Below are 26,945 nucleotides of genomic sequence, written 5' to 3' on the forward strand. Positions count from 1 at the left end.
CACCTTAGAAAAGCTGCAAAACTGTCCGAAAAGGTGGGACCACTTCAGTATCCAAGCTCACAGGACCGCCGGTCGGATTACTTCTCTTCTATCATGTGCCGGCCTCGCATCCAGAAGAGGAAGAGCTGGCCGATCACCAAGGGTGCCAGGCTTGCGCCCATGGCCAACAGCAATCCGGCCTGGCCCGGATTCGGCAGTTTCAGGATGTCCGTCAGACCCGGCAGCCAAAGTGCGGCGGCGATCAGCAGGAGACAGAATGCAATGGCCCCCCAAACCCAGGGATTGCGTGTCACCTCGTTCCTCAAGACATGCGCTTCCGCGGCGCGCACGTTGAAAACATTCCACAGTTGCGCCAGCGCCAGCGTCACGAAAGCGACAGTGACCGAGGGGCCATTCCCCAAATTCAGCCAATCAAGCGCCAGCCAGAATGCGGTGAGCGTGGCCAGAGTAATCGCGCCGCCCAGAACGCCGATGGAAATCCACCGCTCACGGTCGATGATTTGCCCGGCCGGGTCGCGCGGAGGTTGGCGCATGACGGTTTCATCGGCGCCGCCAAGCCCGAGGGCAAATGCCGGGAAAACATCCGTTACAAGGTTCAGGAACAGGATTTGCAGCGGCAACAGCGGCATCGGCAGACCCGCACCAACCGCCAAGCCGACGATCAGCACTTCGCTGACATTGCACGACATCAGATAGATGACGAATTTGCGGATATTGGCGAAGATCACGCGGCCCTGGCGCATGGCAGCGATGATTGTGCCGAAGGAATCGTCTTGCAGCACCATACGCGCGGCTTCACGCGCGACCTCGGTGCCGCGCTGGCCCATCGCGATGCCGATATCGGCTTTTTTCAAGGCCGGGGCATCGTTGACGCCATCCCCGGTCATCGCCACGATGTGCCCGTTGTCTTGATAGAGCGTGGCGAGTTTCAGCTTGGTTGCCGGGGCGACACGGGCAAAAACGTCGGCGTCCAGGATGCGCTCAGATAGCGGGCGATCAATGGTTTCGGGGTCGAAATCGGTCAGTTCGCTGCCCTCGATCACCGTCAGATGGCCGTCATCGGCCCCCAATCCGGCCTGCCGCGCGATAGCAGCGGCGGTGTCGGCATGATCACCGGTCATCATGATCACCCGGACCCCTGCGGCGCGGGCGGCGGCGATGGCCCCGGCGACATCGCTGCGCAACGGATCGCGCAGACAGACGATCCCGACAAGCGTCAAACCTGCGTAAGGTGCTGCCCCATCGTGGTCAGTCCGCTTCATCGCAAGGGCCAGAAGGCGCAAGCCCTCGCCAGCGGCTTTGCCGCACCGGTCCCGCCACGCGGCGCGTGCGGGGGCGTCCATTTCCTGCATGCCATTCTGGTCGAGAACGTGGGTGCAAGCGTCGATCACCGCTTCGGGGGCACCCTTGACGGCATAGAGGAATCCCTCGCCGTCGCGATGCACGCTTGCCATCATCTTGGTGTCCTGGTCAAAGGCGTGTTCGCGGACCTGTTCCCAATCGGTCAGCAGCGTTTCGCGCCCCATTCCAGCCTGTCGTGCGACGCGCAGCAGCGCCAGCTCCATCGGATCGCCCGAAGGTGGCTCATCCCCCTGCCCCAGCGAAGCGCCGTTACATAGCGCCCCGATCCGCAGCAAGGCTTGCAGCCGGGGCTCCTGTTCCGGATCCACCATGCGGCCATCGCGGTCGAATTCCACAGTTTCACCCCGATTGTTCAGATCCAGACTCGCGTCCGAGGTGAGATAGCCCGCAACCGCCATGCGGTTTTCGGTAAGGGTTCCGGTCTTGTCGGTCAGGATCACCGTGGTCGCGCCCAGAGTCTCCACTGACGACAGGTTCGAGATGATTGCATTGCGCGCGGCCATGCGCCACATGCCCCGCGCCAGACTTAATGTGGCGACGACCGGCAAGCCTTCGGGGACTGCCGCAACCGCCAGCGCCACGCCGGTCTGGATCATTGATGCGACCTCGTGCCCGCGCAGGATCCCCGCACCGATCACCAAAGCGGCGAGCGCCAGCGTCAGCCAGACCAGCCGGTGCCCCAAACGGTCGAGACGTTTCTCAAGCGGTGAGGCCGCGGCATCGGCGGTCTGCACCAGATGACTGATATGGCCGAGTTCGGTTGCCATCCCGATCGCGGTCACAACGCCGGTCGCCGTGCCTTGCGTGATGGCCGTCCCCTTGAAGACCATGCAGGACCGGTCCCCGATCGCCGCCTGCGGTGAAACCGGGTCGGTCTGCTTGGGCACCGGAACGGATTCCCCGGTCAGCACGGATTCATCGGATTGCAGGTTCGACGCCTCGATAAGCCGCAGATCAGCGGTAACCATGTCGCCCGCGTCCAGCAGAACCACATCGCCCGGCACCAGATCCTGCGCGTCTATATGCAACGCCCGCCCATCGCGCCTGACGCGCGTGGTGACGGAGGCGATGTCCAGCAGCGCCTCCATTGAGCGGGCGGCGCGCAGTTCCGTGACAAATCCGATCACGGCATTGATAACCAGAACGATGACAATCGCGATGCCCTCGGCAATGTCGCCAAAGTAGAACGACAGGCCCGCCGCGAAGGCCAGCAGCCAGACGATCACGCCCTTGAACTGATGCGCCAGTATGGCAACGACGCTTTGCTTGGCATGGGCGCGCAACTGGTTGGGGCCATGAAGCTTTCGCCGCGTGGTTACTTCGCTTTCGTTCAGACCGTGTTCGGGATCAACCGCCAGATCCTGAGCCACGATTTCAGGACGTTTGGCAAACGCTGCGGTTTCGTTGAGTTCTGTCATGCGCGCTTTCGCTTTTCTGGTGCGGGTCATGCGATCTTGTCTGCCGACAGGTTATCAGTTCGTCCGCAAATCGAAAATTGACGAGGGTCAATCGGTGAAAAATCTGTAGGCGTAGCTAGGGGCTATACGCGACCCGATCGCGCATCTGATAATTTTCGGAAAGTCCCCCTCATGACCCGCGCCACGCCACTGCACGCCCAGTCACCCCGGCATTCTTCACCCCAGCATCCTTCACCCCAGCAATCTTCACAGTGGTCCAGAACCCGCGAGCAATATGCGCCGCCGGCGATCGATACGCATACCACCATGGAGGAGGCCCTCGACAAGGAGCTGAAAGCCGCGATTGCCAAGACGACGGCAGGGCTGTCACCCATCGCGCTTGCCGCTGCCTACTCGGACTGGGCCCTGCACCTTGCCACCGCCCCGGGAAAGCAGCTTCAACTTGTTGAGAAGGCGGCCAGGAAATCGTGGAAACTGGCCAGCTACGCAACCACCTGCGCCACGCATCCGGACCCGCCGCAACCCTGTATCGAGCCATTGCCACAGGACAGGCGGTTCAGCAGCGAGGCCTGGCAGTCCTGGCCCTGGAACGTGATCCATCAGGGCTTCCTGCTGAACCAGCAATGGTGGCACAACGCCACCACCGGGATCGAGGGCATGACCCAGCAGCATGAGAACGTCATGGAGTTCGTCTCACGCCAGATTCTCGATGTCTTTTCGCCATCCAATTCCATCCTGACCAACCCTGATGTGCAGCAGGAGACAGCCCGGCAAGGGGGCTGGAACCTCGTTCGCGGCTGGCAGAACTTCGTCGAGGACGCCACCCGACTGGGCAGCGGCCAGAAGCCCGTCGGTGCCGAGGCTTTCCAGGTCGGTCAGAACCTCGCCACCGCGCCGGGCAAGGTCGTGCACCGCAATCGGCTGATCGAACTGATCCAATATGCCCCGACCACCGACGAGGTATGTCCCGAGCCGATCCTGATAGTGCCGGCATGGATCATGAAATACTACATCCTCGATCTGGGAGAGACGAATTCCATGGTTCGGTTCCTGACCGATCAGGGCTTTACCGTTTTCATGGTCTCCTGGATGAACCCGGATGCTGGGGACCGCGATCTGGGCATGGACGATTACATGTCGCACGGCGTGATGGCGGCACTAGACGCGGTTCAGGCGATCACGCAGCGCAACAAGGTGCACGCCATCGGTTATTGCCTGGGCGGCACGCTCCTGTCGATTGCGGCCGCCGCGATGGCCCGCGACGGCGATGCGCGGCTGAAGACGCTGACGCTGTTGGCCGCACAGACGGATTTCACAGAAGCGGGCGAGTTGCAGCTATTCATCAATGACAGCCAGCTCACCTTTCTGGAGGACATGATGTGGAAGCAGGGCTATCTGGACACGAGCCAGATGGCCGGGACGTTTCAGTTGCTCCGCTCCAACGACCTGATCTGGTCGCGCATGATCCATGATTACCTGATGGGTGAACGCACCCCGATGATCGACCTGATGGCGTGGAATGCGGACGCCACGCGGATGCCCTACCGGATGCATTCCGAATACCTGCGAAGGCTGTACCTCAACAACGATTTCGCGGAAGGACGCTATCGGGTGGGGGATCGCCCGGTCACTGTGTCCGACATTCGCGCACCTGTGTTTCTGGTCGGAACCGAACGGGATCACGTGGCGCCGTGGCATTCGGTCTACAAGTTCAACCTGCTGTCGGACACCGATGTCACCTTCGTTCTGACCAGCGGCGGACACAATGCGGGCATCGTGTCGGAACCCGGCCATCCGCGCCGCCACTACCGGATCGCCTTCCGGGCCAAGGACGCGAACTATATCGGCCCGGATCGGTGGATGGCGAATACCAGCCCCGTCGAGGGATCATGGTGGCCCGCGCTGAGCGACTGGCTGACCAAACATTCGGGAGAGGCGACATCGCCCCCGCCACTCGGCTCGAACGAAAACGGGTATCCCCCGCTTTGCGATGCGCCCGGCACTTACGTGTTTCAGAAGTGACGACCGGTGAAATCGCTGCGCAGCCCATGGAGCCACGCGCACAGTCAGAAATCCGCGAAATTCCATTCCTCAGCAGGCAGAACGGCCTATGTGATCGACAACAAGTCATTGTCCGATAAGTCAGTCCGATAAGTCATGTCCGATCTCGAGGCCCCGCATCCTGAAGCCTTCTGCAAAAAATTGAGTACTCCACATGCAATTCATAGAAAACAAGACCTTCGATGAGCTTCGGATCGGTGACAGCGCGGAACTGACGCGCAAGCTGACCACACAGGATATCGAGCTGTTCGCCGTCATGTCCGGTGATGTGAACCCCGCCCATGTCGATGAGGCCTTTGCCAAATCCGACATTTTTCACAAGGTTATCGCACATGGCATGTGGGGCGGTGCACTGGTTTCGGCGGTGCTGGGCACGGAACTGCCCGGCCCCGGAACGGTCTATCTCAATCAGAACCTCAGCTTCCTGCGCCCGGTCGGACTGGGCGATACGGTCACGGTCCGGGTCACCGTCAAGGACAAGGCGAGCGAGCATCACCACGTCACGCTCGACTGTCTGTGCCTGAACCAAAGCGGCGAAACCGTGATCGAGGGGGAGGCCGTGGTCATCGCCCCGACGCAAAAGGTCCGCCGCCCGCACGTTGTTCTGCCGGAGGTTCACCTGCACGAGCGCGCCGCCCGGTTCCAGGATCTGATCCATGCGACGGCCTCGCTTCCCGCCGTGCCCACGGCCGTGGTCCATCCCTGCGATCCGCTGTCGCTGCAAGGCGCGCTTGAGGCAGCGTCGCAAGGCATAATCATCCCGATTCTCATCGGCCCCCGCTCCAAAATCGAGGCGATTGCGCAGGAGATCGGACGCCCGCTGACCGACATCAGGATTGTCGATGTTCCCCACAGCCACGCCGCCGCCGAAAAGGCCGTCGCCCTCGCGCGTGCTGGCGAGGTGGGCATGCTGATGAAGGGCAAGATACACACGGATGAACTGCTCGCGCCTGTGGTTGACCGCAAAACCGGCCTGCGCACCGAACGGCGCATCACCCATGTCTTTACACTGGATGTGCCGAATTACCCCAAGCCGCTGATGATCAGCGATGCCGCGATCAATATCTTTCCCGACCTGGCGGCAAAACGCGACATTGTCCAGAACGCCATCGAACTGGGTCAGGCGCTGGGGGTTGCCTGTCCGAAGGTTGCGGTTCTGTCAGCGGTGGAGACCGTCACGCCCAGCATTCCGTCAACCGTCGACGCCGCCGCTTTGTGCAAGATGGCCGCTCGCGGGCAAATCACAGGCGGGGTGCTGGATGGCCCCCTTGCCTTCGACAATGCCATTTCCAGATCAGCGGCACAGTCCAAGGGCATCGTTTCTGACGTGGCGGGCGATGCCGACATCCTGATCGTGCCGGACCTAGAGGCCGGCAACATGATCGCGAAGCAACTGATCTATCTGGCCGGGGCGGATGCGGCGGGCCTGGTTCTGGGCGCGCGGATTCCCATCGTGCTGACCAGCCGGTCTGACGGGGTGATGTCGCGGCTGGCCTCCGCCGCGATGGCGCAGCTTTTCGTTCACCGTCGCGCGGCGGAACTCTCGCTATGACCGGCGATATCCTGACATTGAACGCCGGGTCATCGAGCCTGAAATTCGCGATTTTCGAAGCGGAACAGCCAGACGCGCGCCCCCGCATTTCCGGCAAGATCTCGGGCATCGGGGGCGCGCCCGTCTTTTCGGCGAAAGATGCCGCAGGCATCGCCCTGACCTCGACACAACTTGCGAGGCTCAGCCCGGCTTCCAGCCATGAGGAGCTGATTGCACTGCTGCTAGACTGGGTTGAGCGGCACCTTGGCGGCCGATCCCTCACGATGGTCGGGCATCGGGTCGTGCATGGCGGGCGGCATTTCAGCCAGCCCGTGCGCCTGGACGATAATGTCCTCAGGCAGCTGGATGAGCTTGTGCCGCTCGCCCCCCTGCACCAGCCCCACAACCTTGCGGCAATCCGGGCCGTAGCGAAATGGCTGCCGGACCTTCCCCAGATCGCCTGCTTTGACACCGGGTTTCATCGCACGCAGGACCCGCTGGCGACCCTGTTCGCCCTGCCCCGCGCGCTGAGTGACGAAGGCGTCATCAGATACGGGTTCCACGGCCTGTCCTATGATTACATCGCTAGTGTGCTGCCCGACCATATCGGCGCGAAGGCCGAAGGGCGGGTCATCGTCGCCCATCTGGGCAATGGGGCAAGCATGTGCGCGATGCAAAATCGCAGAAGCGTCGCGACAAGCATGGGCTTCACCGCTCTGGACGGCCTCATGATGGGGCGCCGTTGCGGTGCGCTGGACCCCGGCGTCGTGCTGTACCTGTTGCAGTCCAAGGGCATGGACGCGACGCAGATCGAGGCGCTTCTCTACCAACAGTCCGGTCTGCTTGGCGTGTCCGGGATCAGCAACGACATGAGGGTGCTGGAGGACAGCGACGCGCAATCCGCCCGCGATGCCATCGACCTCTACGTCTATCGCGCGGCCAGCACGCTGGCGGGCCTTGTGCCCGCGATCGGGGGTCTGGATGCCCTCGTGTTCACTGCGGGAATTGGCGAAAACTCCGCACATGTCCGGCGGGCGATCTGTGACCGGCTGCAATGGTTGGGGATCGGTGTGGATGAAGCCGCGAACGACGCCAATGAAATTCGGATCAGTTCGGCGGATTGCGCCATTGATGTTCTGGTGCTGCCCACCGACGAAGAGGCTGTGATTGCCGCCGCCTGCCGGACCCTGATGGAACCTTGAAGACAAAAATCTGACTCTGTCACCCGGCGTCAACCGTCCGGAATTGATGTTTGTCAATCCGCGAGTCTGCGAATCTGCTTTATGGAAGGCAGCGAGACCGGGACCTCTGCAAAACCAGAACCCGCGCCATTGCCGCCGCCCAGTCACACAAAGCCAGCCACACCAGATAGCAGGAGACCGGAATGACAAATCTCAGCAAGACATTCGCGAACATGCAGGACATGGCGAAGTCGACCCCATCCGCATTTGCGGCTCTGCCGGCGTTCGGTCTTCAGAGCACCCACTTCTGGCAGGCGCAGGATACTTTTCTGAAGGAATTCGAAGCCTTCTCCTCCGCCTGGTTCAAGCGGCGTCACGAAGGCACGCAAACCGCGCTTGATGTCAGCAAACAACTGGTTGACGACGCGATGGGAAATCCGACGGCGGCGATTGGCATTCTGACAGGATGGCAATCCCATTCGATGGAACGTTTGGCCGAGGACGCGAAAGACTACATGACGATGCTGACGGCCTGCGCCGCATCCGCCACCGTAAATGAAGTCGAAGCCCTGGAGGAAAGCGTTGAGACTGCAAAGCGCGTAACAAAATCCACCAAGTCGGAGCCGGTTTAAGCGCAGAGCACGCCAATAACGGGCCGACAATTGACAAATGTCAAACGACGCTCCAATCCGTGATCTAGAATGGCGGGGAACGTCAGAGGGAAATCTCCATGAAAAACAGCACGATCCTCATCGCCGTGGGCAAGGACGCCCCCCTGGATGACCTTGCGCGAAAGCTCGAAACAATTCGTGCCATTCCGGCAAAGGTGGATATTCTTCTTGTCGGTGTGGTGCCGCATTTCCCCTATTACGAAATCGGTGCTCCGCCATACGGGACCACCGTCACCCCGCCGGAATGGCAGGATGCCCTGTCCGAAACCAAAACCGCGCTGAAAGCCAAGCAGGAGGAGATCGAAACGCTTCTACAGCAGCATGGTATTGATGGCGGAATCTCGGTTATCTCCGCTGATGCCTCGCAGGTTTCCGACATTATTGCCCCGCGCGCCATGCTCTGCGATATCGCGCTGGTCAGCGAAGATCTGCGCGAGACCGATTTCCTGTTTGCGCAAATCACCCATGGCATTCTGTTTCGATCCCCTGTCGGGATGATATTGAACGCGCCCGACGCACAGGTGCTGGCGCAATCGAAGCGGGTCTTTGTCGCGTGGAATCCCGAATTGCACGCCGCGCGCGCGGTGCATCAGGCACTGCCCATCCTGCGACAGGCCGAGGAGGTCACAATCGGCATGGTGGACCCGGTCATGAGAACATATCGCGCAGGCGAAGATCCCGGCGTGGATCTGGCCAAATGGCTGAGCGGCCATGGCTGCAAGGTCACGATCCAGCAATATCCCAGCGGCGGCCGCGATATCGGACGCTCCATTCTGGACCGGTCCAAGGAGATCGGCGCCGATCTGGTCGTCATGGGCGCCTACAGCCATTCCCGCGCCCGGCAGGCTGTTTTCGGGGGCACGACGCGAACGATGATCGAGCAAACGGAACAAGCGGTCTTTCTCGCGCACTGACCCGTCCCCGCTCGACGGCACACATGGCCGCCCGTCCTGTCTGGGCCGGGCGGCACCTGTTCGGGGGCGTCGCTATTCGCGTGAAAAGCAGCCATGAATTGCGGAATGCTCCGGCATGTTGCGAAGGAAAGCGCGGTCGCGCGGGGTCACTTCCAACTATCCGCCATCGCTCGCAAGACATCGGCGCGGCTGATCTGGCCGACCAGGCGTCCATCCTCCAGCACGGGAAACCGTCGTAGAGAGCCATTCACGAACCTCTCGGCCGCCGTCAGAATGTCCTCTCCGGCCTCCATCGTGGCGACGTCCCTTGTCATGTGCCGGGCGACCGTCGCGCCCCAGTCACGATAATAGCTGGCCTCGATGGCGGCACGCAGACAGTCCTTTTTCGACAGAACACCCACAAGCGAACCCTCGGCATCGACCACGGGCGCGTCCGAGATGCGATGCCGCAAAAGCGTGTGCATGGCTTTATTAATCTCGGTGTCGGGGGACAGGGTGATCAGATCGCGCGTCATGTAATCCGCGACAAGGGCAACGTTCTTCATGTCTTGCCCTCATTCCTGAGGCGACAGGACTTGCAGTCGATTCCCGGATGGCAGGCCAGCCCCCCGCAACTGCCCTTGATCGGCGCGCGCCCGAAAAGGACACCGATGGCAAGGCCCGCGACGGCCAATAGCAGGACAGCAAGGGCAAGGATAAAGGTGTACATCGCAGCTCTCCTAACTCACCACATGGTTGCGAAAACCAGCCGTCATAACCTCGACCGGCTGTGCCGTTGACCCAATGATAAAGAGGGCAGGAATATCCAGCCGTCGCGCCATTTCGATACCGTCCACCGGGCCCGCCGCGCAAAGAGCGGTGGCAAGCACATCCGCCCGCATGGCCGTCGGGGCCAAAACGGAAACCGAACGCAGCATGGGCGATGCCGGCGCGCCCGTTTGCGGGTCGATGATATGGCTGACACTGACCCGGCCCGTCACACCGTTGGCCGCGTGACCGGAGGTGGCAAGCGCCAGCCGTCCCGGCGCGACAATTGTCCAGGCGCGCAGGACAGTGGAGGTCGGATCGGCTATGGCAACGGTCCAGGGTCTGCCTTCGGGGTATTGGCCCAGGGCCCTGACCTCCCCGCCGACGTCCACCAAGGCGTTGCGCATGCCGTGCGCCCTCATCGCCTCGACGATGCGGTCCAGCGCAAACCCCTTGGCAATTCCACACAGATCGAGGGTCAGATCGACCGATGATTTCCGAAGCCGGTCCGCCGCGACCTCGATCCCGGTATAGCTGCCTGCGCCACCGGTAATCGGGCCGAAGCCCAGCCGGGACACGAGCGGGCCGACGGTCGGGTCGAAATGCCCCCCTGTCATCCCGGCAACCTCCAGCGCCTCCCCGGCAACTGTGCAAAGCGCATGGGGCATCTGCTGCCATTCCGTCGTGCGGGCGGCATTGAATTTCGAGATATCCGACTGGGCTATATAGGGGGACATCTGCATGTCGATATCGGCAATTATACCCTGAACCACGCGGTGAAAGCCCGGCAGATCGCCCGAAGCCGCCGTAATCCGCCAGCTGGAACCGAAGGCCAAACCTCCGATTGATTGGCCTCCGATTGATTGGCCTCCGACTGATTGGGCACCCACGTCTTTGCCTGCCGCGAAGGCACCGGAGGGCGTGGCAACCGCAAATCCGATCGAAGACAGCATCATATGTCGTCGTGTCAGCATCATGTTCACACTCCGAAATCATCGTTGAAGATGTGGTCAGGCTCCACGCCGAGATCATCCAGCATCGCCAGAACTGCCTGCGTCATCAGGGGTGGGCCGCAAAGGTAGTATTCACAGCTTTCCGGTGCGGGATGATCTCGCAAGTGGTCCTCATAGACGACCAAATGAACGAATCCCGTGCGTCCGCTCCAGCCCTCCGTGTGCTGCGGATCCGAAATCGCCACGGTCCATTCGAAATTGGGGTATCGGGCCGCCAGCGCGTCCAGCTCGTCTACATAGTAAAGATCGTCCGCGGAACGTGCGCCGTACCAGAACGTGATCTTGCGCGACTGATCCGGCCGCGAAAGCTGCTCGAATATCATCGCGCGCAACGGGGCCATTCCGACGCCGCCGCCTATGAACACCATCTCGCGTTCGGTGTTTTGCACTCGGAACGACCCGTAGGGGCCGGAGGCGCTTATCCGGTCGCCTGATCGGCGTGAAAACAGATATGACGACACCACACCGGGCGGCGCACCCGGCACCGACGGCGGCGGCAGGGCCAGCCGGATGTTGAGGACCAGCAGGCCGGCTTCGGTATCCTCAGGGCGATTGGCGACCGAATAGGCCCGGGTGACTTCGCTTCCGGTTGAAATCGACAGATGGCGCAGCGCGCTCCATTGATCCTCGAAAACCGGCGGCACGTCGATCTGTTGATAATCCAGCGAATAGGGCGGCGCGGTGATCTGCAGGAAAGACCCGGCATGAATGTCCGGCAGACGTCCCGTGGGCATCTGCAGCACGACCTCGCTGATCAGGGGGGTAAGCTGCCGCGTTGACACGACGTTCAGCTCGAACGTCTCCGCCGACAGCAATGCCTCGTCGATCTGCAAGGCCATGTCGTCGCGCAACACGACCTGACAGGCCAGATGCATCCCGGCGCGCGCCTCGCTTCGGGAAAATCGCGCCGCCTCAACCGGCAACAGGTCGGGGCCGTCCGGTATCTGCACACGGCACAGACCGCAGGTCCCTGCCCCGGCACAGGCCGATGGGATCAGGATGCCGTTATCGGTCAACGCGGTCAGCAGCTTTTGCCCGGTCCGGGCCGGGATTGTGGTGTCGCCGTTGACCCTCAATGAGATCGAACGATCCGGCACCAGAGCGGCCCGCGCCGCAACGACAAAGATGGTCTGAAGCAGGATCAGCGTGATCAGAAGCAGACTGCCGACGATGATTTCCGTCATAGCCCGACCCTCGCAAACGCGGCGAAGCCGAGCGACATCAGCCCGGTTACCAGAAAAGCACTGCCCAACCCCTGCAATCCCCGCGGCATGTCACTGTATTCCAACCGCTCGCGGATGGCGGCAAAGGCAATGATCGCCAGCGCCCAGCCCGCACCACTGCCAAAGCCGAAAACGACGGATTCCGCGAAGTCGTATTGCCGCTCGACCATGAACAGGCTGCCGCCCAGAATCGCGCAGTTGACCGTAATCAGCGGCAGGAAAATGCCCAGCGCGCGGTAAAGCGGCGGCACATAGCGATCCAGGAACATCTCCAGCACCTGCACGACGGCGGCGATGGTGCCGATAAAGGCGATCAGCTTGAGAAAGCTCAAATCGACATCCGCCAGACCCAGCCAGCCCCAGGCGCCATCCTGCAAAAGACCGTTGAAAATCAAGTTGTTGATCGGGACGGTCACGGTCTGAACGACGATAACCGCCATGCCCAGTCCAAACGCCGTCTCGAACCGCTGCGATACGGCCAGAAACGTGCAGATGCCCAGGAACGATGTCAGCGCCAGGTTTTGATGAAACAGCGACGCCAGCAAAAGATCGGTCATTGCTCCACCTCGGATCGGAAGAGTTGATGTTGCGGTTTTTCAATCTGTTCCACGCGCACGGACCGAATGGCCCAGATCAGCAGCGCGATGATGAAAAAGCCACTTGGGGCAAGCTGCATGAGGCTCAAAGGTTCGAACCAGCCGCCCTCCGCCCGGGGGAGAAGAAGCGTGTAGCCCAGAAGCGAACCCGTTCCCAGAACCTCCCGGATTGTGCCGACGATGATCAGCACAAGGCTGTATCCCAACCCGTTGCCCAGGGCATCCAGCACCGATGGCCCGATCGGGTTGCGCGTGGCGAAGGCCTCGGCGCGGCCCAGTACCAGACAATTCGTCACGATCAGGCCAACGAAGATCGACAATTGGCGACTGACCTCGAACGCAAAGGCCTGAAGCAATTCGTCAGCGACGACGACCAGCGTTGCGATCACCACGATCTGAACGATAAGCCGAATGGCATTCGGGATATGATTGCGCATCAGACTTATGGTGGCGGAGGACAACACCAGAACAGCAGTCAGCGCGCCTGACATGACAAGAGCCGTCTGAAGCGTCGTGGTCACGGCCAGCGCCGAACAAATACCCAGGATCTGCAACGTCACCGGGTTGTTGGCGATCAGAGGTTCCGTCAGATAGCGAAGCGTAGCGTTCATGTCACATCCCCTCTTCGCGAAGGCGATCAAGGAAGGGGCCGAAACCGTCATCGCCCAGCCAATAGCGCAGCATATTCGCCACGCCGTTGCTGGTGATGGTGGCCCCGCTGATCGCATCGACCTCATGCGGGCCTTTTGCCTGCCCCCGAACGACGTCGATGACGATCTGTCCGGTTTCGTCCGTGACCTCCTTGCCCGCCCACAGGTCTTGCCACTGCGGTGTTTCAACCCGCGCGCCAAGTCCGGGCGTCTCCGCCTGCTCGGTGATGGTCAGGGCCGCGATTGTCGTCAGGTCGGCGTGCAGCGCCAGGGTGGCACGCAATGTGGACTGATAGCCCTTGCCGCTGACCGGAAGCACGACCAGCAAAATATCGCCGTCACGTTCCAGAAGATATACCGGCGCGATCCGTGCTCTGCGGCCCAACCGGGCCAGATCGGCCTCGGGCTGGATTTCCACACTGCGCTCCGGATCGTTTTCGGCTTCGCGCAGATCATAGGTTTCGGCATCCGGCTCCTCGACAAAGGCCCCAGTTTCCAGATCGACGAGCCGGGTCGTCAGCGCATCTACACCTGCCTCGGCCATGATATCGCGCATTCCGGGCAACGTATCGAGCATCTGTTCCATCCGGGCCGCGCGCTCGGCCTCCAGATGTGCGTCTTGCAGGGGCTCCAGCGTGACCGAGGCCACGGTGACCACAACCGCGCTGAACACGGCCGTCAGAAACGCGACGCCAAAGATCTTGACTCGGTCATCATTTGGGCGGGCCAGAAAGCCGCGCCATAGGGATACGGGACTACGCATGTCGCCCACCCCCTTTGTTGCCGGCCCGTCTCTTCCCGCCCCGTTTGTTCCCGCCGTGTCTGCGATAGGCATGTGCGAGAATGACCAGACGATCGAGCAAGGGCGCGAATATGCTGGCAAGAAGAGCCGCGAAAACCATCGCCTCGAACGGCAGAATGGCACCTTGCGAGAAATTGACGAACAGACCGCCCGCCAACACACCGTACAGCCAGCGGCCCGCCCGTGTCGTGCTGGATGCAGTCGGATCGCAAACCAGAAAGACCAGCCCGAATGCCAGGGTCGCGGCAACGGCCCCCGGATCGGTCACGGGCCCGCCGATTGACAGCAAGACACCGGCGGCGACACCCGCCCCAAGCATGACGCGCCAGCAGACCAGACCCATCAAAAGCAGCAGGACAGCGCCCGGCACCGTCGCAAGACCCAGCATTGCCCCCGGTATCGGAAGTTCGACTTGCGGAAACGAGATCATCAGCAACGACAGGACCACCGTCGCCGGGCTGAGAAAACCGAACCCTCGCCCCCCGAACACCTGCTCTGCCAGCACGACGCCAAGCGAGATGGCGAGGATCAGTTGCCAGTACGCAAGGTCAGGCGGACATAGGATCGTGACGATCAGCGCCGTGGTGATCCCGTGAAAGCTGAGCCCCCGCTTGCGCACAAGGCAAAACAGCACCTCCCACGCCAGCGCAACGCCACCCGCGACAAGGAATAGCGCGACGAATTGCAAAGGCGCGTTCCATGCGACCGCGATAGCAGGCAGCATCAGCGCCAGCGTCTGTGACAGCGTCACACCGACGACAGTTCGCGGGGCGGCAATTCGAGGGGTGGGAAAGGTAATCACGCGGCGTCCAACTCCAGCTCATCCAGAACCCGGCGCAGCATCGCGGCATAATCGGTTCCGCTGGTGCATCTGCGCGTCAGGGCGGCGACGTCCTCCTCGATCAGACCCAGACATCCCAGACGTTGTGCCGCGTCACTGTCCCCCACGCTGAGGGCACGCGCCAGGGGGATGGCGTAGGTGTCGGTTGCCACGGCTTTCTCCATCGAGGCGGACGGGATCAGCGGCCTGAATATTGTAGCCCGCCGTGCCTGCCGCGCCGGATCAGCGGCCTGCGGGCGCGGTTCCAGCAAGGTCACCTGATCGTCGAAACGTCCCAGAAACTGCGCATCCCGGCCCGTGATCGGATTGCCCGAAAGGATGCGGACAGCCCCGCCTTCGCTAAGTTCTGCAAGCCGGGCACCAAGTACGCTGCGCACCAGCTTCGGCGTAGTAGCTTGCGGACCCGTGATCGAGACGACGCGCCGCGCCATATAGGTGCCGGTCCCGAACAGATGTCCGATCGCAATGACATCCTGACAACCGATGCTCCACACCGCCCCCCCGAAATCCACGGGGCAAAGCCTGTCGATCTGTGTTCCCGGCAGACCGGCCGCCATCGTGCCGGAAAAGCTGGCATGAATGATGCGCCCCCCCTCCGGGCCGAGCGGCTTGCCGGGGGATTGGCACAGGAAAACATCTGCGGGCGTCAGCTTGCTCAGGACGCTGAGCCCAAGGTGGAAGGCGTCGCGCTGCCCCTCCAGAACAACTGCCGGATCAGGGGCTTGCGGCGATGTGTGAACTGCATTCACGACAATCGCATCCGACACGGCGTCGGGCGCCGGCATGCGGCCAAAGGGGCGTGTCACGAATGCGGGCCACATTCCTCGCGCCTGCAAAATCTCACGCGGCGCAGCATCCGGCATCTTATGGGGTGAAGGCTTTTCATTTTCGGGTGCGACAGTGACAACGCACAGATCCAGCGTTCGGCGTGAACCGTAGGTCAGCTTCGACACGATCCCCGACGCGGGAGAGACAAAGGCGATCCGGGGATGTTTGCGATCTGTGAACAATGTCTGGCCGCAGGTGACGCTCTCCCCTTCGGTGACGACAAAGTGCGGGCGAACCCCTGGGATATCCCGCCCGAGCAAGGCCACTTCGCGGGGCAATCCGATATTCTCAACCTGCTGCGCCGGTGCGGGAGTTTGCGGCGCGGGGTCGCCTTGTCTGATGTGAAAATGTCTCAATCTGCCCATCCTGCTGCCCATTCTGGCGGCATCTGGCAAACGCGCTGCGTCGCCCTGCAATTCGCACCGAAGCTAGATGTGAAACAGGGGGCCGAGATTGATATTTCTCAATCCAAAACCGCACCGTCCGTTTATCACTGTTCATGCGGCAGAAAGGGACGTTCCATGAATCGAAATATCCTCGGAACCATGATGACAGCTAGTGGTGCGGCTTTCGTAAGTGCGGCTTTCGTCGGCGTGGCCGCAATGGCCGAAGGCGAAGCGCCGGATATAGCCGCGATAACAGAAGCTTGGCTTGCATCCCCCCACGCCGACCGGATGTCGGAAGCGTTTACGCATTGGGACGAGGAAGGCGAGATACCGGGCACCTGTGCCGTCTGCCATTCCGGCGAGGGGATCACCGATTACCTCAGCGGACCCATCAGCACACCCGGCCTCATAGATCATCCGGTCAGTCTGGGAACCCCGGTGAATTGCACCGCTTGCCATAGTCCCGGTGCGTCGGAGCTTGAATCTGTTCCATTTCCGTCCGGCGTCACGATCGACACCTTCGGGTCCTCCGCCGTGTGCGCGGTATGCCATCAGGGTCGCAGCTCGACCAACACCGTCGTGGCCGCAACCGATGGTCTGGAGGATGACACCGTCTCAGCGGATCTGGGCTTCGTGAACGTCCACTACGCCCCCTCGGCGGCCACGCTAATGGGTGGCATCGCTCATGGCGGGTTCGAGTATCCGGGGAATATCTACAAGGGCCGCTTCGATCATGTGCCCAACCTGAACACCTGCACGAGCTGCCACAGCCCGCATTCCTTGGAAGTCGAGATCGAGACCTGCACCACATGCCATCAGGGCATCGCAAGTTTCGACGAGATCAGGATCTCACCCACCGATTTCGATGGCGACGGTAACACAGCCGAGGGCATCGCAAATCCCATCGCCGACTTCCACAGACGCCTGGAGGAGGCCATTCAGAAATACGCCACGGAGGTCACGGGCGTTTCTATCGCCTATAACTCGGCAACCTATCCGTATTTCTTTGTCGATACGGATGGTGACGGAACCGCGTCAGAAGCCGAAGCCGTCTTTCCCAACCGGTATCAAGACTGGACGCCCCGCCTGTTGAAAGCCGCCTATAACTATCAACTGGTTGTCAAGGAACCTGCGATCTTCACGCACAACCCCCACTATGCGCTTCAACTGCTGTACGACAGCCTTCAAAACCTGTCCGAAAAGGTCGAGGTCGATATTGCCGGATTGACCCGTCCCTGAGCGAACCGCACGTGCATCACGATGTCCGAAACGCCTACCATGCGCCCCAGGGCGATCAGATCGCCGTGACCTCGCAGCGTTGAAACAACGCCTCGGCCTCGGCGCGGGAACACAGTTCCGTGGCCGGCGTGCTTACCGTCGCACAGGCGGCGGCGACACCACGGCGAAGCGCCTGATCCGGCTGCTCGCCGCGTGCGAATGCCAGGATCATTGCACCGACCAAGGAGTCGCCCGCTCCGATCGTGCTGCGCACCGGCACCTCGACCGCTCGGCAGAAATATCGCGCGTCCCGCGTCACCAATACCGAGCCTTCTGCCCCGCGCCCGGTCACGACGATCCGGGCCACGCCGCGTTCGATCAGATCGGACGCGAAGGTCACGCTGTCCGCGATGGTTTCCATAGCATGACCCGCCGCTGTCTCTGCCTCCTTCCGGTCAATCCTGAGAAGGAAAATCGGATCGACGGGGTTCGCGATCAGATGGGCAAGCGGGGCCTGTGATGTATCGACGATCAACCGGTCAGTCATCCGCGAGATGGTCTGCTGCACGCGTAAGGGGAAGTCGTCGCCCAATCCCGGCGCGACCCCGCCGCTGAGGACCACGAAGTCATCCGGCCCCACGACATCCGATATCGAAGTCAAAAGCCGCGCCCCCTCATCCGTGGTCAGCGTTTCACCCGGAAGGTTGAAGCGATATTGCGCGCCGCTGGTGCCATCGGTCACGGCGAAGCTGAAGCGCGTCTCCCCATGTATGGGCACGGGAACCACCGGAACGCCCTCGACCTTCAGCAGTTGCAACAGCGTTTCACCCATGGCACCGCCGACCGTGACCAGTGCTGTCGCGTCCCCACCCAGCTTTCGAATTGCGCGGGCGACGTTCACACCCCCGCCCCCGGCGTCGAGACTGGGTTGCGCACAATAGAGCTTCGGCCCGGCGACGACCTCATCCACCGACGTGGCAAGATCGACGGCCGAATTCAGCGTGATCGTCAGGATGTTGACCATGAATACCCCTCCTGTTCATGCGCCGCGTGGCAGGCAACGCCAAGTGCGTTCTGTTCCGCACCGGCCCCTATTCCTTGACATAGGGCTTGCCGTCCGCCGCCGGTGCCCGTGCGCGTCCGACCACGCCGGCAACGACGACAATCGTCGCGATATAGGGGGCCATGGCAAGGAACTCCGACGGAATCGGCGTGCCGAGAAGCGCCAGCTTTTGTTGCAAACTATCGGCAAATCCGAAGATCAGCGCAGCCATGAGGGCACCGACCGGATGCCACCGTCCGAAGATCATCGCCGCCAACCCGATGAAACCACGCCCGCCGGTCATCCCCTCGTCGAACCGGCCGACAGAGCCTAGTGTGAACCAGGCCCCGCCAAAGCCCGCGACCATCCCCGCAATGGTAACATTCACGTAGCGCGTGCGATAAACGTCGATCCCGAGTGTATCTGCGGCGCGCGGATGCTCGCCCACCGCGCGGGCGCGCAGGCCATGCCGGGTATGAAACAGATAGTAAGTCGCAAGTCCGGCGAGGATGAAGGCCCCATAGACGAAGATATTCTGGCTGAAGAAGACCGGGCCAAGCACCGGCAGATCGCTCAGCACCGGGATCTCCACCGCGCGAAACACCGGCGCGTTGTTGAGCGCGCGATATTCCTGAAAGACCTGGCTGGAGATGTAGCTGGTCAAACCCAGCACGAACAGGTTGATGAACACGCCCGCGATAATCTGATCCATTCGATACGTCACGACCAGTGCGGCCAGAACGAAACCGAACACACCGCCCACGGCAACCGCCGCGGCAAGCCCTGCAAGCCCCCCGGCCAGCGACCCCACCAGCGCCCCGGTAAAGGCCCCGGCCAGCAACATCCCTTCGATACCTATGTTCACCACAGCGACCCGTTCAGACAAAACGCCCGCCAGTCCACCGAGGGCGATCGGCACCGCGCGCACCAGGCTCGCCTGCAACATGCCGGTCAATGAGAACGACTTGCCCGCCGTCGCCCAGACTAGAAACGCCGCCACCGCGATGATCAGGCCGATGCCCAGAAACCGCGCGCTCCACCTTGCGCCGCCGCGCAGGAACAGGCGCACACCGAAAAAGGCCAGCAGGGCCGAGGCGACATAGACGAAGGCCCCGCCCGGAACGACCAGGTTTGGAACGGGCCAGACATCGGTCGGGCGCGTCAGGCGGAAGGTGGCGACCCCGCTTGCATCGGGGGCGAGGAAAACCGCGATCAAGGCACCGAGAGCGATCAGGATGCCGCCCGTGATGCGGGTTTGCCGTTGTCGCGCTTTATCAAGTAGGACGGTCACGACTTGTTCTCCCTCTTGCCCGCTTTTCTGAACCCCCAGGGAAAGATCGCCTTGACCAGAAGGGGGGCCGCTATAAAGACGATGATCAGTGACTGGATGATACCGATCAGATCTATGCTGACCCCTGCATCCACCTGCATCTGCCGGCCGCCGGCCTCCAGCGCGCCGAACAGCACTCCGGCAAAGAACACGCCGACCGGATGCGATCGACCCAGAAGCGCCACCGCGATGGCGTCGAACCCGATCCCGGCGGAAAAGCCGGGCGTCGCGCGGCCCAGAATGCCAAGCGTCTGGTTGGCCCCTGCCAGCCCCGCCAACGCCCCCGCGACGGCCATGGCCAAAACGATGGTCCAACCCGCGCTCATACCGGCAAAGCGGGCGGCCACGGCGTTTTCACCGCTGGCGCGAAACTCGAACCCCAACTTGCTGCGAAACAGCAGCCAATAGGCAAACGCGACCATGGCCAGCGTCAGAAAAAGGCCGGCATGCAGGCGCAGGTTGGCGTCCAGAAAGGTCAGCAGCTTCGGCAATTCGGCGGCGTCGGGCACGGATTTGGAAATCGGATCGGCGCGGCCTTCCTTCTGAATGAAAGGCGTGCGCAACAGATAGTCGAGCAGCCGGAAGGAAATCAGGTTCAACATGATGGTCGTGATCACCTCATGCGCGCCGGTCGCCGCGCGCAGCCATCCCGCGATACCGGCATAGAATGCACCCGCCGCAGCCCCGGCGAGAAGCGCACCGGGAAGTGCTATGAAAGCCGACATATCGCCAAGGGCCACACCGGCCACCACGGCGGCCAGCCCGCCCACGACGATCTGGCCCTCGGCCCCGATGTTGAACAGCCCGGACCGAAAACCAAGCGCCAGCCCCAGACCCGCCAGAACCAGGGGCAAGGCCGCGGTCAGCGTTTCCGAGATCGCGTTGACCGACCCGACAGAGCCTTTCAGCAACGCCACATAGGATTGCGCAATGGTTGCGGGTGAAACACCCGTGGCGGCCATCACCAGCGCGCCCAGAACGAGCGCCGCGACAAGCGCGAAGAGCGGCACGATCACCATGTCCTCCAGCTGCGTCCGGCCAAATACCCTGCCCTGTGTTGCATCGGTCATTGCATCGCTCATGTCGCCGCCCCCGCCATTGCCAAACCGATCGTTCCCTTATCGACCGGAGCCTCATGCGGCGTGTATTCAGCCACGACGCGGCCCTTGAACATCACCAGAATGCGGTCGGACAACGCCATGATTTCGTCCAGCTCGGACGACACGATCAACACGCCGTCGCCTTCGTCGCGCGCGGCGATCAGGCGTTCATGGATAAAGGCGATGGAGCCGACATCGAGCCCCCGCGTAGGCTGCCCCGCAATGACCAGTCGCGTATCGCGCGACAGTTCCCGGGCCACGACCAGCTTTTGCTGATTGCCCCCCGACAGATGCGCGGCGGCGGACCGCACAGACGGGGTGCGCACGTCATATTCCCTGGCCACGGCTGCGGCATCCTCGTGAACACGGTGCCAGTCGATACCCGGACCCTTCGCGAAGGGGGGGCCATAATAGCTGTCCAGCACCATGTTCTCGGCCACGGAAAAGTTTCCGATCAGCCCGGCGCGCTGGCGATCCTCGGGGATATGCGCGATCCCCATCCGGTGCCGTGCACGCGGCGACGCATTCGTGATGTCGGTGCCGTCGAACCCTACCCGTCCGGCGACCGGGCGGCGCAATCCGGCGAGCGCCTCGATCAGTGCGGATTGCCCGTTCCCCTGAACCCCCGCGATGCCCACGACCTCACCACTGTGCACCTGAAGCGTCAGATCATCGACAGCAACGGCCCCATCGGGACGCAATATGGTCAGTCCCTGAATGTCGAGGATGACTTCACCGGGCGCGAAGGGCGCGCGGGCCACGTCGAGGTCGACCGGATGGCCCACCATCATTTCCGCCAGTTCCGGGCGGGTCAGTTTCTTCGGATCGCCGCTGCCCACGATCTCCCCCCGCCGGATGACGGCGATCCGGTCGGATACCTCCAGGATTTCGTTCAGCTTATGCGTGATGAAGACGATAGCCTTGCCCGCGTCGCAGAGCGAACGAACGATCTGAAAGAACTCATCGACCTCCTGCGGCGTCAGAACCGCCGTCGGTTCGTCCAGGATCAGAACGTCCGCTTCCCGGATCAGGACCTTGATGATCTCCACCCGTTGTTGCACGCCCACCGGAAGCGTCTCGATCGTCGCATCCGGGTCTACCGTAAAGCCGTATTGCGTGCTCAACCTCTCCACCTCGGCGCGGGCCGTCTTCAGGTCGAGGTGATCGAGCTGGCCTACAGGTTCGATGCCCAGGATGACATTTTCGGTCACGGTAAAGACCGGGACCAGCATGAAATGTTGATGCACCATGCCGATGCCCGCACGGATCGCGTCGCCCGGACCCGCGAAGGTCACGGGACGACCGTCAATCAGGATCTCGCCTTCCGTCGGTTCGTAAAGACCGCACAGAACGTTCATCAGGGTCGATTTGCCTGCGCCGTTTTCCCCCAGCAGGCCCAGTACCTCGCCCGGCTCGATGGTCAGATCGACACCCTTGTTGGCGACGACCGGACCGAACCGCTTGGTGATATTCTTCAACTCCACCCGCATGTCAGCATCCTAATCCGACACGGATATGGTGCCGGCGATGATGTCTGCGCGCAGGGCCTCAAGCTCGGCCTTCAACGTGTCCGGCACCATGGCCTCCATGTCGTGGAACGGGGCCAGACCGACGCCGCCGTTTTCCAGGCCGCCGACCAGCACACCCCCATGGAAATCGCCATTCAGCGTGGTTTCGATCACGTCCGCGACGGTGGCATCCATACGTTTGGTGATCGACGTCAGATAGACGTGCTGCCGCTCGGTATCGGTGAAGTAGAGGTCGGCATCCACGCCGATGATCATCAGCTTCTCGACACCAAGTTCATCGGCCAGCGTGGCCGAGCCGAGGCCGACCGGGCCCGCGACCGGCAGCACGATATCGGCGCCCTCATCATACAGGTTCTGGGCATAGGCCCGACCGTCATCGAGGTTGTCGAAATTGTTGGTGAACAGCCCTTCGCGGGTGTCCATGTTCCAGCCGAGCACGGTAACGGCGTCGTTCTTGACCGAATTCCAGTGATCGACGCCCTGAACGAACCCATCCATGAAAATCGTCACCGGCGGGATGTTGATGCCGCCGAATGTGCCAAGGATTTTCGTCTTGCTCATGCCGGCGGCCAGATAGCCTGCCAGAAACGCCGCCTGATCCGTGGCATAGACCTGCCCCAGCACGTTGTCGATTGGCGGATCATATGAGAAATCCACAATGGAAAACGGCTGATCCGGGTTGGCAATTGCCGCCTTTTCGGTCGCGTCCCCTAGGAGGAAACCAACCGTGATGATGATGTCGCAATCGCCATCAACCAGCGAATTTATGTTGGCGTCATAGTCCGTCTCGGCCTGGGATTCGAGGAAACGGCCTTCGACCCCGAGAGTCTCGCTGGCGTCCAGCACACCCTTCCAGGCGGTCTGGTTGAAACTGTTGTCGTCGATACCGCCGGTATCTGTGACCTGACAGGCGGTGAAAGCAAGCGCCGGGCTGGTGAGCGTCGTGGCGATCAGCGCGCCACAGACCATCAAGTCTTTCCGAAAAAGCACTCTCATCTTCCCGCATCCTTTCATGGTTGCCTCCCTCCTTGATTGCCAACCCACCGTTCAAGGCCGGTTGAACACGAACGGGATAGCCTGATCGCCCGGTCGCCGATTGATATTCGTCAAGGCATCGCGCCCCGCGCATTCCATCAACATGCAAGAGCGTGGATTTGGCAGTGAAACAGGTGAGATCGTGGAAATCGAAACAGTGCTTCTGACGCTGGGCGGTATGTTCGTCGTGGGATTGGCCGCTGACCAGATCGGGCGTCGGACATGGGTGCCCCGGGTCACCTTGCTTTTGCTTTGTGGGTTGGTTGCAGGGCAGATGGAGTGGATTCCCCACGCCTTTTCAGACGCCTACGAATACCTTTCCGTCACGGCCCTGACATTCGTGGCCTTTCTGCTGGGCGGATCGCTCAAGGTGGCGGATCTCAGGCAAACGGGGCGTCGGATTCTGAGCGTTTCCATCGCGATTGTTCTCATCACCATCATTGCCGTGTCTTTCGGTCTGATCGCACTGGGCGTCGAACCGGGATTGGCTGTCGTGCTGGGCGGCATCGCCTCTGCCACCGCGCCTGCGGCAACGACCGATGTCATCCGCCAATCGAACATCGACAATGGTTTTACCCGTACTTTGAAAGGCGTCGTGGCCGTCGATGATGCCTGGGGATTGCTGGCGTTCAGCCTGTGTCTGAGCTATGCGCATTCGATCGCGGCGACGACACCGGGCCTGCATGATCTGTCCGTCATGCGCGAAATAGGGGGTGCCGTGCTATTGGGCCTTGCCATAGGTGCGCCCGGTGCGGCGCTGACCGGGCGCATCAGCGCGGGGGAGCCGATCGAGGTCGAGGCACTTGCGCTGGTTTTCCTGACAGCGGGTCTGGCGCTCTGGCTGGAGGTTTCTTTCCTCTTGGCGGGAATGACGGCGGGGGCGGTCATCGTGAACTTTGCATCTCATCACGACCGCGCCTTTCATGAAATCGAGCATATTCAGTGGCCCTTCATGGTGCTTTTCTTCCTGTTGGCGGGGGCGTCGCTTGAATTCGAAGCATTGCGGCAGGTCGGATTTCTGGGTCTGGCGTATATCGTGCTGCGCGTGCTGGCGCGCATTGGCGGCGGGTGGATTGGCGCCGTGATCGGAAATGCCCCCCCGCGCGAGCGGCGCCTCTACGGCGTCGCTCTGCTGCCGCAGGCGGGCGTCGCGGTCGGCATGGCCTTGATCGCTGCGCAGGCATTTCCGGAGCTGGCCGACCGGATCATCGCGCTGACCATTGGCACGACCATTGCGTTCGAGCTTGCAGGCCCGGTCCTGACACTCTGGGCCATCCGCCGCACCGCGAACCCCGGCGACGACACCGATATCAAGGTGCGGAAAACTTGATCGTATCACCCAGCCGCTGCGTGCCAGAGTTGTTTCCGCAAACTGCATCGGCTTGAATGTGCAGCAGTGGCCAGCCCACTTGATCTGGCTCAAAGCCAAGATATTTTCGGAGGTTAGACAGAATCCATGGCGAAAGAACACGGTCACAGCCCAGATGAAATTGCCGACCGTCTGGCGACGGGCGGGCGTGGGGGCAACCTCAAGGACCTGATTTATGGGGCCATCGACGGCACGGTTACCACATTCGCCATCGTCGCAGGCGTCGAGGGGGCCGGGCTGTCCCATGGGGTCATCCTGGCTCTGGGTGCTGCCAACATTCTGGCCGACGGTTTTTCCATGGCCGCCAGCAATTATTCCGGGACCAAGGCCGAGCTCGACGACCGCAATCGCATCGTCGAGATCGAAAAGCAGCACATCGCCTTCCATCGCGACGGTGAGTTGGAGGAGCTGCGCCAAATCCTCGCGCGGCGCGGCCTTGAGGGGGACGTTCTGACAGGGGCTGTCGATGCGATTTCACAAAAGCAGGAAAAGTGGATCGGACTTATGCTGACCGATGAATACGGATTGCCGCGCGAAGAGCCCGATCCCCTGCGGGCCGCTCTGGCCACATTCGGCGCGTTCCTTGCCGCCGGTGCGATCCCGCTCCTGCCGTTCATTCTGGGGCTGACAAGTGCTTTCCAGATTTCCATTGCCGCGACGCTCATCACGTTTTTCCTGATCGGCACCGGGAAAAGCAGATGGTCGCTGTCGCCGTGGTGGGTTTCGGGTCTTGAAACGCTGTTTATCGGGGCCGTGGCCGCCGTGATCGCCTTTTTCGTCGGATCGCTGTTTCAGACCGGCTGACCGTTTTGACCAATATCAAACCGGTGAATCGAAGCCGTGCAATTCTTTGGGATAAACGGGGTCGCAGATGTTCACGAACGCGGTGAAACTTTTCTCAATCGCTGGTTTCGACATAAAGCTCGATCCAAGCTGGCTGATCATAGCTGCAATCATCACCTGGAGCCTGGGCCAGAACTATTTCCCCCATACCTTGCCGGGGGAAAGTCCGGGCATCTACTTTATCATGGCGATTGTCGCGATGATCCTGTTCTTTGCGTCTCTGCTGCTGCACGAACTTGCCCATTCCGTCATTGCGAGGCGCTACGGCCTGAAAATCGGCGGCATCACCTTGTTCCTGTTCGGTGGCGTGGCCGAACTGGAAAGCGAACCACGCCTCGCGATGGAGGAGTTTTGGGTCGCTGTCGCCGGGCCGGTCATGAGCGTTGCCCTCGCATTCGGGTTCTGGGCACTGAGCCTGATTGCCCAGCTTGCCGACAGTCCCGCGGCGGCAGTGGTTGTGTTGTCCTACCTTGCCACGATCAATCTGATTCTGGCGCTGTTCAATCTGGTGCCTGCCTTCCCGCTCGATGGCGGGCGCATTCTGCGGGCATGGCTGTGGCACCGCAGTGGCGACATCCAGCGCGCGACGGGGACGGCCACGAAGGCCGGGGTCGCCTTTGCCTATGTTCTGATGGGTCTTGGGCTTCTGGCGCTGTTCCAGGGCGCGGTGATCAGCGCGATCTGGCAGATCATGATCGGTGGTTTCCTGTTGGTCGCCGCGCGGTCCGCCTATCAGGAACAAATCACGCGCGTGACCTTCTCGGACCGCACGGTCAGCGATCTGATGCGGCGCGAACCGATCACGGTCGGTCCGGATCTCAGGCTGTCGGACCTCGTCGATCAGGTCGTGCTGCGCCACGGTCTCAGCTTTGTTCCCGTCGTCGAGGATGATATTCTTCTGGGGCATATCGACCGTGCGATCCTTTTGAAGATTGACCGGGAGCATTGGTCCAGCACCCGCGTCGGGGATGTCTTCGCGGGGTTGGACGAAACGCCGACCCTCCCGCCCGACACGCCGGTGGAGGACCTTATGAAGTCCATCGCGAAGACTGGTCAGCGCAAATTTCTGGTGGTGGAGGGGCACAGCCTTCTTGGCCTCATCTCCCTCTCGGATATTGTCCGGCATCTGGAGCTTTCGGACCTCGTGGTGGCACGAACACGCTCATCATCCTTGCCTTGACCCTCAGTTTTCCCCAAGACTACGCATAAATTGCGGGGTGCTATGGAAAGCGCGGTTACAGGCAAGGCACTTCTT

24 protein-coding genes are annotated in these 26,945 nt (G+C 61.7%); 9 read left to right on the forward strand and 15 right to left on the reverse strand.

Annotated features, from left to right (window positions below):
- Positions 1-77: 77 nt before the first annotated feature.
- Positions 78-2,780 (reverse strand): cation-translocating P-type ATPase, encoded by a 2,703-nt coding sequence (locus G8E03_RS12260; RefSeq protein WP_166192325.1) that lies wholly within the window; start codon positions 2,778-2,780, stop codon positions 78-80.
- Positions 2,781-3,086: 306 nt separating this feature from the next.
- Between G8E03_RS12260 and G8E03_RS12265 the strand changes: the two genes are divergently transcribed.
- The 5 genes from G8E03_RS12265 to G8E03_RS12285 all read left to right on the forward strand — a co-directional run bounded on the left by G8E03_RS12265 (position 3,087) and on the right by G8E03_RS12285 (position 9,138).
- Positions 3,087-4,802, forward strand: a complete 1,716-nt coding sequence (locus tag G8E03_RS12265) for a PHA/PHB synthase family protein (RefSeq protein WP_240910342.1) — start codon at positions 3,087-3,089, stop codon at positions 4,800-4,802.
- Positions 4,803-4,995: 193 nt separating this feature from the next.
- Positions 4,996-6,393 (forward strand): bifunctional enoyl-CoA hydratase/phosphate acetyltransferase, encoded by a 1,398-nt coding sequence (locus G8E03_RS12270; protein ID WP_166192330.1) that lies wholly within the window; start codon positions 4,996-4,998, stop codon positions 6,391-6,393.
- Positions 6,390-7,574: an acetate/propionate family kinase gene (locus tag G8E03_RS12275; RefSeq protein ID WP_166192333.1), complete on the forward strand. Its 1,185-nt coding sequence runs from the start codon at positions 6,390-6,392 to the stop codon at positions 7,572-7,574. The genes G8E03_RS12270 and G8E03_RS12275 overlap by 4 nt, the downstream gene beginning before the upstream one ends.
- Positions 7,575-7,756: 182 nt before the next feature.
- A complete protein-coding gene (locus G8E03_RS12280) occupies positions 7,757-8,185 on the forward strand; it encodes a hypothetical protein (protein WP_166192336.1) in 429 nt (142 codons plus the stop codon).
- 98 nt (positions 8,186-8,283) lie between these two features.
- The gene (locus G8E03_RS12285; protein ID WP_166192339.1) at positions 8,284-9,138 is read left to right on the forward strand and encodes a universal stress protein; all 855 of its coding nucleotides are present in this window, start codon (positions 8,284-8,286) and stop codon (positions 9,136-9,138) included.
- Between the two features lie 146 nt (positions 9,139-9,284).
- Here the strand turns inward: G8E03_RS12285 and G8E03_RS12290 are convergent, their stop codons facing one another.
- The 9 genes from G8E03_RS12290 to G8E03_RS12330 are packed head-to-tail and all read right to left on the reverse strand — an operon-like array spanning position 9,285 to position 16,194.
- Entirely contained in the window at positions 9,285-9,683 is a 399-nt protein-coding gene (locus tag G8E03_RS12290; protein WP_166192342.1) for a CBS domain-containing protein, read from the reverse strand.
- On the reverse strand, positions 9,680-9,847 hold the full coding sequence (locus G8E03_RS12295) for a (Na+)-NQR maturation NqrM (protein ID WP_166192345.1): 168 nt from the start codon (positions 9,845-9,847) through the stop codon (positions 9,680-9,682). The genes G8E03_RS12290 and G8E03_RS12295 overlap by 4 nt, the downstream gene beginning before the upstream one ends.
- 10 nt (positions 9,848-9,857) lie before the next feature.
- On the reverse strand, positions 9,858-10,862 hold the full coding sequence (locus G8E03_RS12300; RefSeq protein ID WP_166192348.1) for an FAD:protein FMN transferase: 1,005 nt from the start codon (positions 10,860-10,862) through the stop codon (positions 9,858-9,860).
- Between the two features lie 2 nt (positions 10,863-10,864).
- Entirely contained in the window at positions 10,865-12,082 is a 1,218-nt protein-coding gene (gene nqrF, locus G8E03_RS12305) for an NADH:ubiquinone reductase (Na(+)-transporting) subunit F (protein WP_166192351.1), read from the reverse strand.
- Positions 12,079-12,678, reverse strand: coding sequence for an NADH:ubiquinone reductase (Na(+)-transporting) subunit E (nqrE, locus tag G8E03_RS12310; RefSeq protein ID WP_166192354.1), 600 nt, complete (start codon positions 12,676-12,678; stop codon positions 12,079-12,081). The genes nqrF and nqrE overlap by 4 nt, the downstream gene beginning before the upstream one ends.
- Positions 12,675-13,328 (reverse strand): NADH:ubiquinone reductase (Na(+)-transporting) subunit D, encoded by a 654-nt coding sequence (locus G8E03_RS12315; protein ID WP_166192357.1) that lies wholly within the window; start codon positions 13,326-13,328, stop codon positions 12,675-12,677. Before G8E03_RS12315 ends, nqrE begins: the two co-directional genes overlap by 4 nt.
- 1 nt (position 13,329) lies before the next feature.
- Positions 13,330-14,130, reverse strand: a complete 801-nt coding sequence (gene nqrC, locus G8E03_RS12320) for an NADH:ubiquinone reductase (Na(+)-transporting) subunit C (RefSeq protein WP_166192360.1) — start codon at positions 14,128-14,130, stop codon at positions 13,330-13,332.
- Positions 14,123-14,971: an RnfABCDGE type electron transport complex subunit D gene (locus G8E03_RS12325; protein ID WP_166192363.1), complete on the reverse strand. Its 849-nt coding sequence runs from the start codon at positions 14,969-14,971 to the stop codon at positions 14,123-14,125. Before G8E03_RS12325 ends, nqrC begins: the two co-directional genes overlap by 8 nt.
- Complete coding sequence (locus G8E03_RS12330) at positions 14,968-16,194, reverse strand: hypothetical protein (protein ID WP_166192366.1); 1,227 nt, start codon at positions 16,192-16,194, stop codon at positions 14,968-14,970. Before G8E03_RS12330 ends, G8E03_RS12325 begins: the two co-directional genes overlap by 4 nt.
- Positions 16,195-16,359: 165 nt before the next feature.
- On the opposite strand from G8E03_RS12330, the gene G8E03_RS12335 reads away from it, so the two are divergent.
- Positions 16,360-17,463 (forward strand): polyheme membrane-associated cytochrome C, encoded by a 1,104-nt coding sequence (locus G8E03_RS12335; protein ID WP_205793103.1) that lies wholly within the window; start codon positions 16,360-16,362, stop codon positions 17,461-17,463.
- A 55-nt stretch (positions 17,464-17,518) separates the two neighbouring features.
- Here G8E03_RS12335 and G8E03_RS12340 read toward each other — a convergent pair whose 3' ends face one another.
- From G8E03_RS12340 to G8E03_RS12360, 5 genes are all read right to left on the reverse strand, one after another.
- Positions 17,519-18,466 (reverse strand): 1-phosphofructokinase family hexose kinase, encoded by a 948-nt coding sequence (locus tag G8E03_RS12340; protein ID WP_166192369.1) that lies wholly within the window; start codon positions 18,464-18,466, stop codon positions 17,519-17,521.
- 67 nt (positions 18,467-18,533) lie between these two features.
- Positions 18,534-19,775, reverse strand: coding sequence for an ABC transporter permease (locus G8E03_RS12345; protein ID WP_166192372.1), 1,242 nt, complete (start codon positions 19,773-19,775; stop codon positions 18,534-18,536).
- Positions 19,772-20,884 carry an ABC transporter permease gene (locus tag G8E03_RS12350; protein WP_166192375.1) on the reverse strand — a complete coding sequence of 371 codons (1,113 nt, stop codon included), beginning with the start codon at positions 20,882-20,884 and terminating at the stop codon, positions 19,772-19,774. The genes G8E03_RS12345 and G8E03_RS12350 overlap by 4 nt, the downstream gene beginning before the upstream one ends.
- Before the next feature lie 8 nt (positions 20,885-20,892).
- Entirely contained in the window at positions 20,893-22,404 is a 1,512-nt protein-coding gene (locus G8E03_RS12355) for an ABC transporter ATP-binding protein (protein ID WP_166192378.1), read from the reverse strand.
- Between the two features lie 9 nt (positions 22,405-22,413).
- On the reverse strand, positions 22,414-23,439 hold the full coding sequence (locus G8E03_RS12360) for a BMP family lipoprotein (protein ID WP_166192384.1): 1,026 nt from the start codon (positions 23,437-23,439) through the stop codon (positions 22,414-22,416).
- 100 nt (positions 23,440-23,539) lie between these two features.
- Between G8E03_RS12360 and G8E03_RS12365 the strand changes: the two genes are divergently transcribed.
- The 3 genes from G8E03_RS12365 (at position 23,540) to G8E03_RS12375 (ending at position 26,870) form a co-directional block, all read left to right on the forward strand.
- Positions 23,540-24,808, forward strand: a complete 1,269-nt coding sequence (locus tag G8E03_RS12365) for a cation:proton antiporter (RefSeq protein ID WP_240910343.1) — start codon at positions 23,540-23,542, stop codon at positions 24,806-24,808.
- Between the two features lie 126 nt (positions 24,809-24,934).
- Positions 24,935-25,651 (forward strand): VIT1/CCC1 transporter family protein, encoded by a 717-nt coding sequence (locus G8E03_RS12370; RefSeq protein WP_166192387.1) that lies wholly within the window; start codon positions 24,935-24,937, stop codon positions 25,649-25,651.
- Between the two features lie 82 nt (positions 25,652-25,733).
- The gene (locus G8E03_RS12375; protein WP_240910344.1) at positions 25,734-26,870 is read left to right on the forward strand and encodes a site-2 protease family protein; all 1,137 of its coding nucleotides are present in this window, start codon (positions 25,734-25,736) and stop codon (positions 26,868-26,870) included.
- Positions 26,871-26,945: the final 75 nt, after the last annotated feature.

It is taken from the genome of Pontivivens nitratireducens (assembly GCF_011290545.1).
Classification (GTDB): domain Bacteria; phylum Pseudomonadota; class Alphaproteobacteria; order Rhodobacterales; family Rhodobacteraceae; genus Pontivivens; species Pontivivens nitratireducens.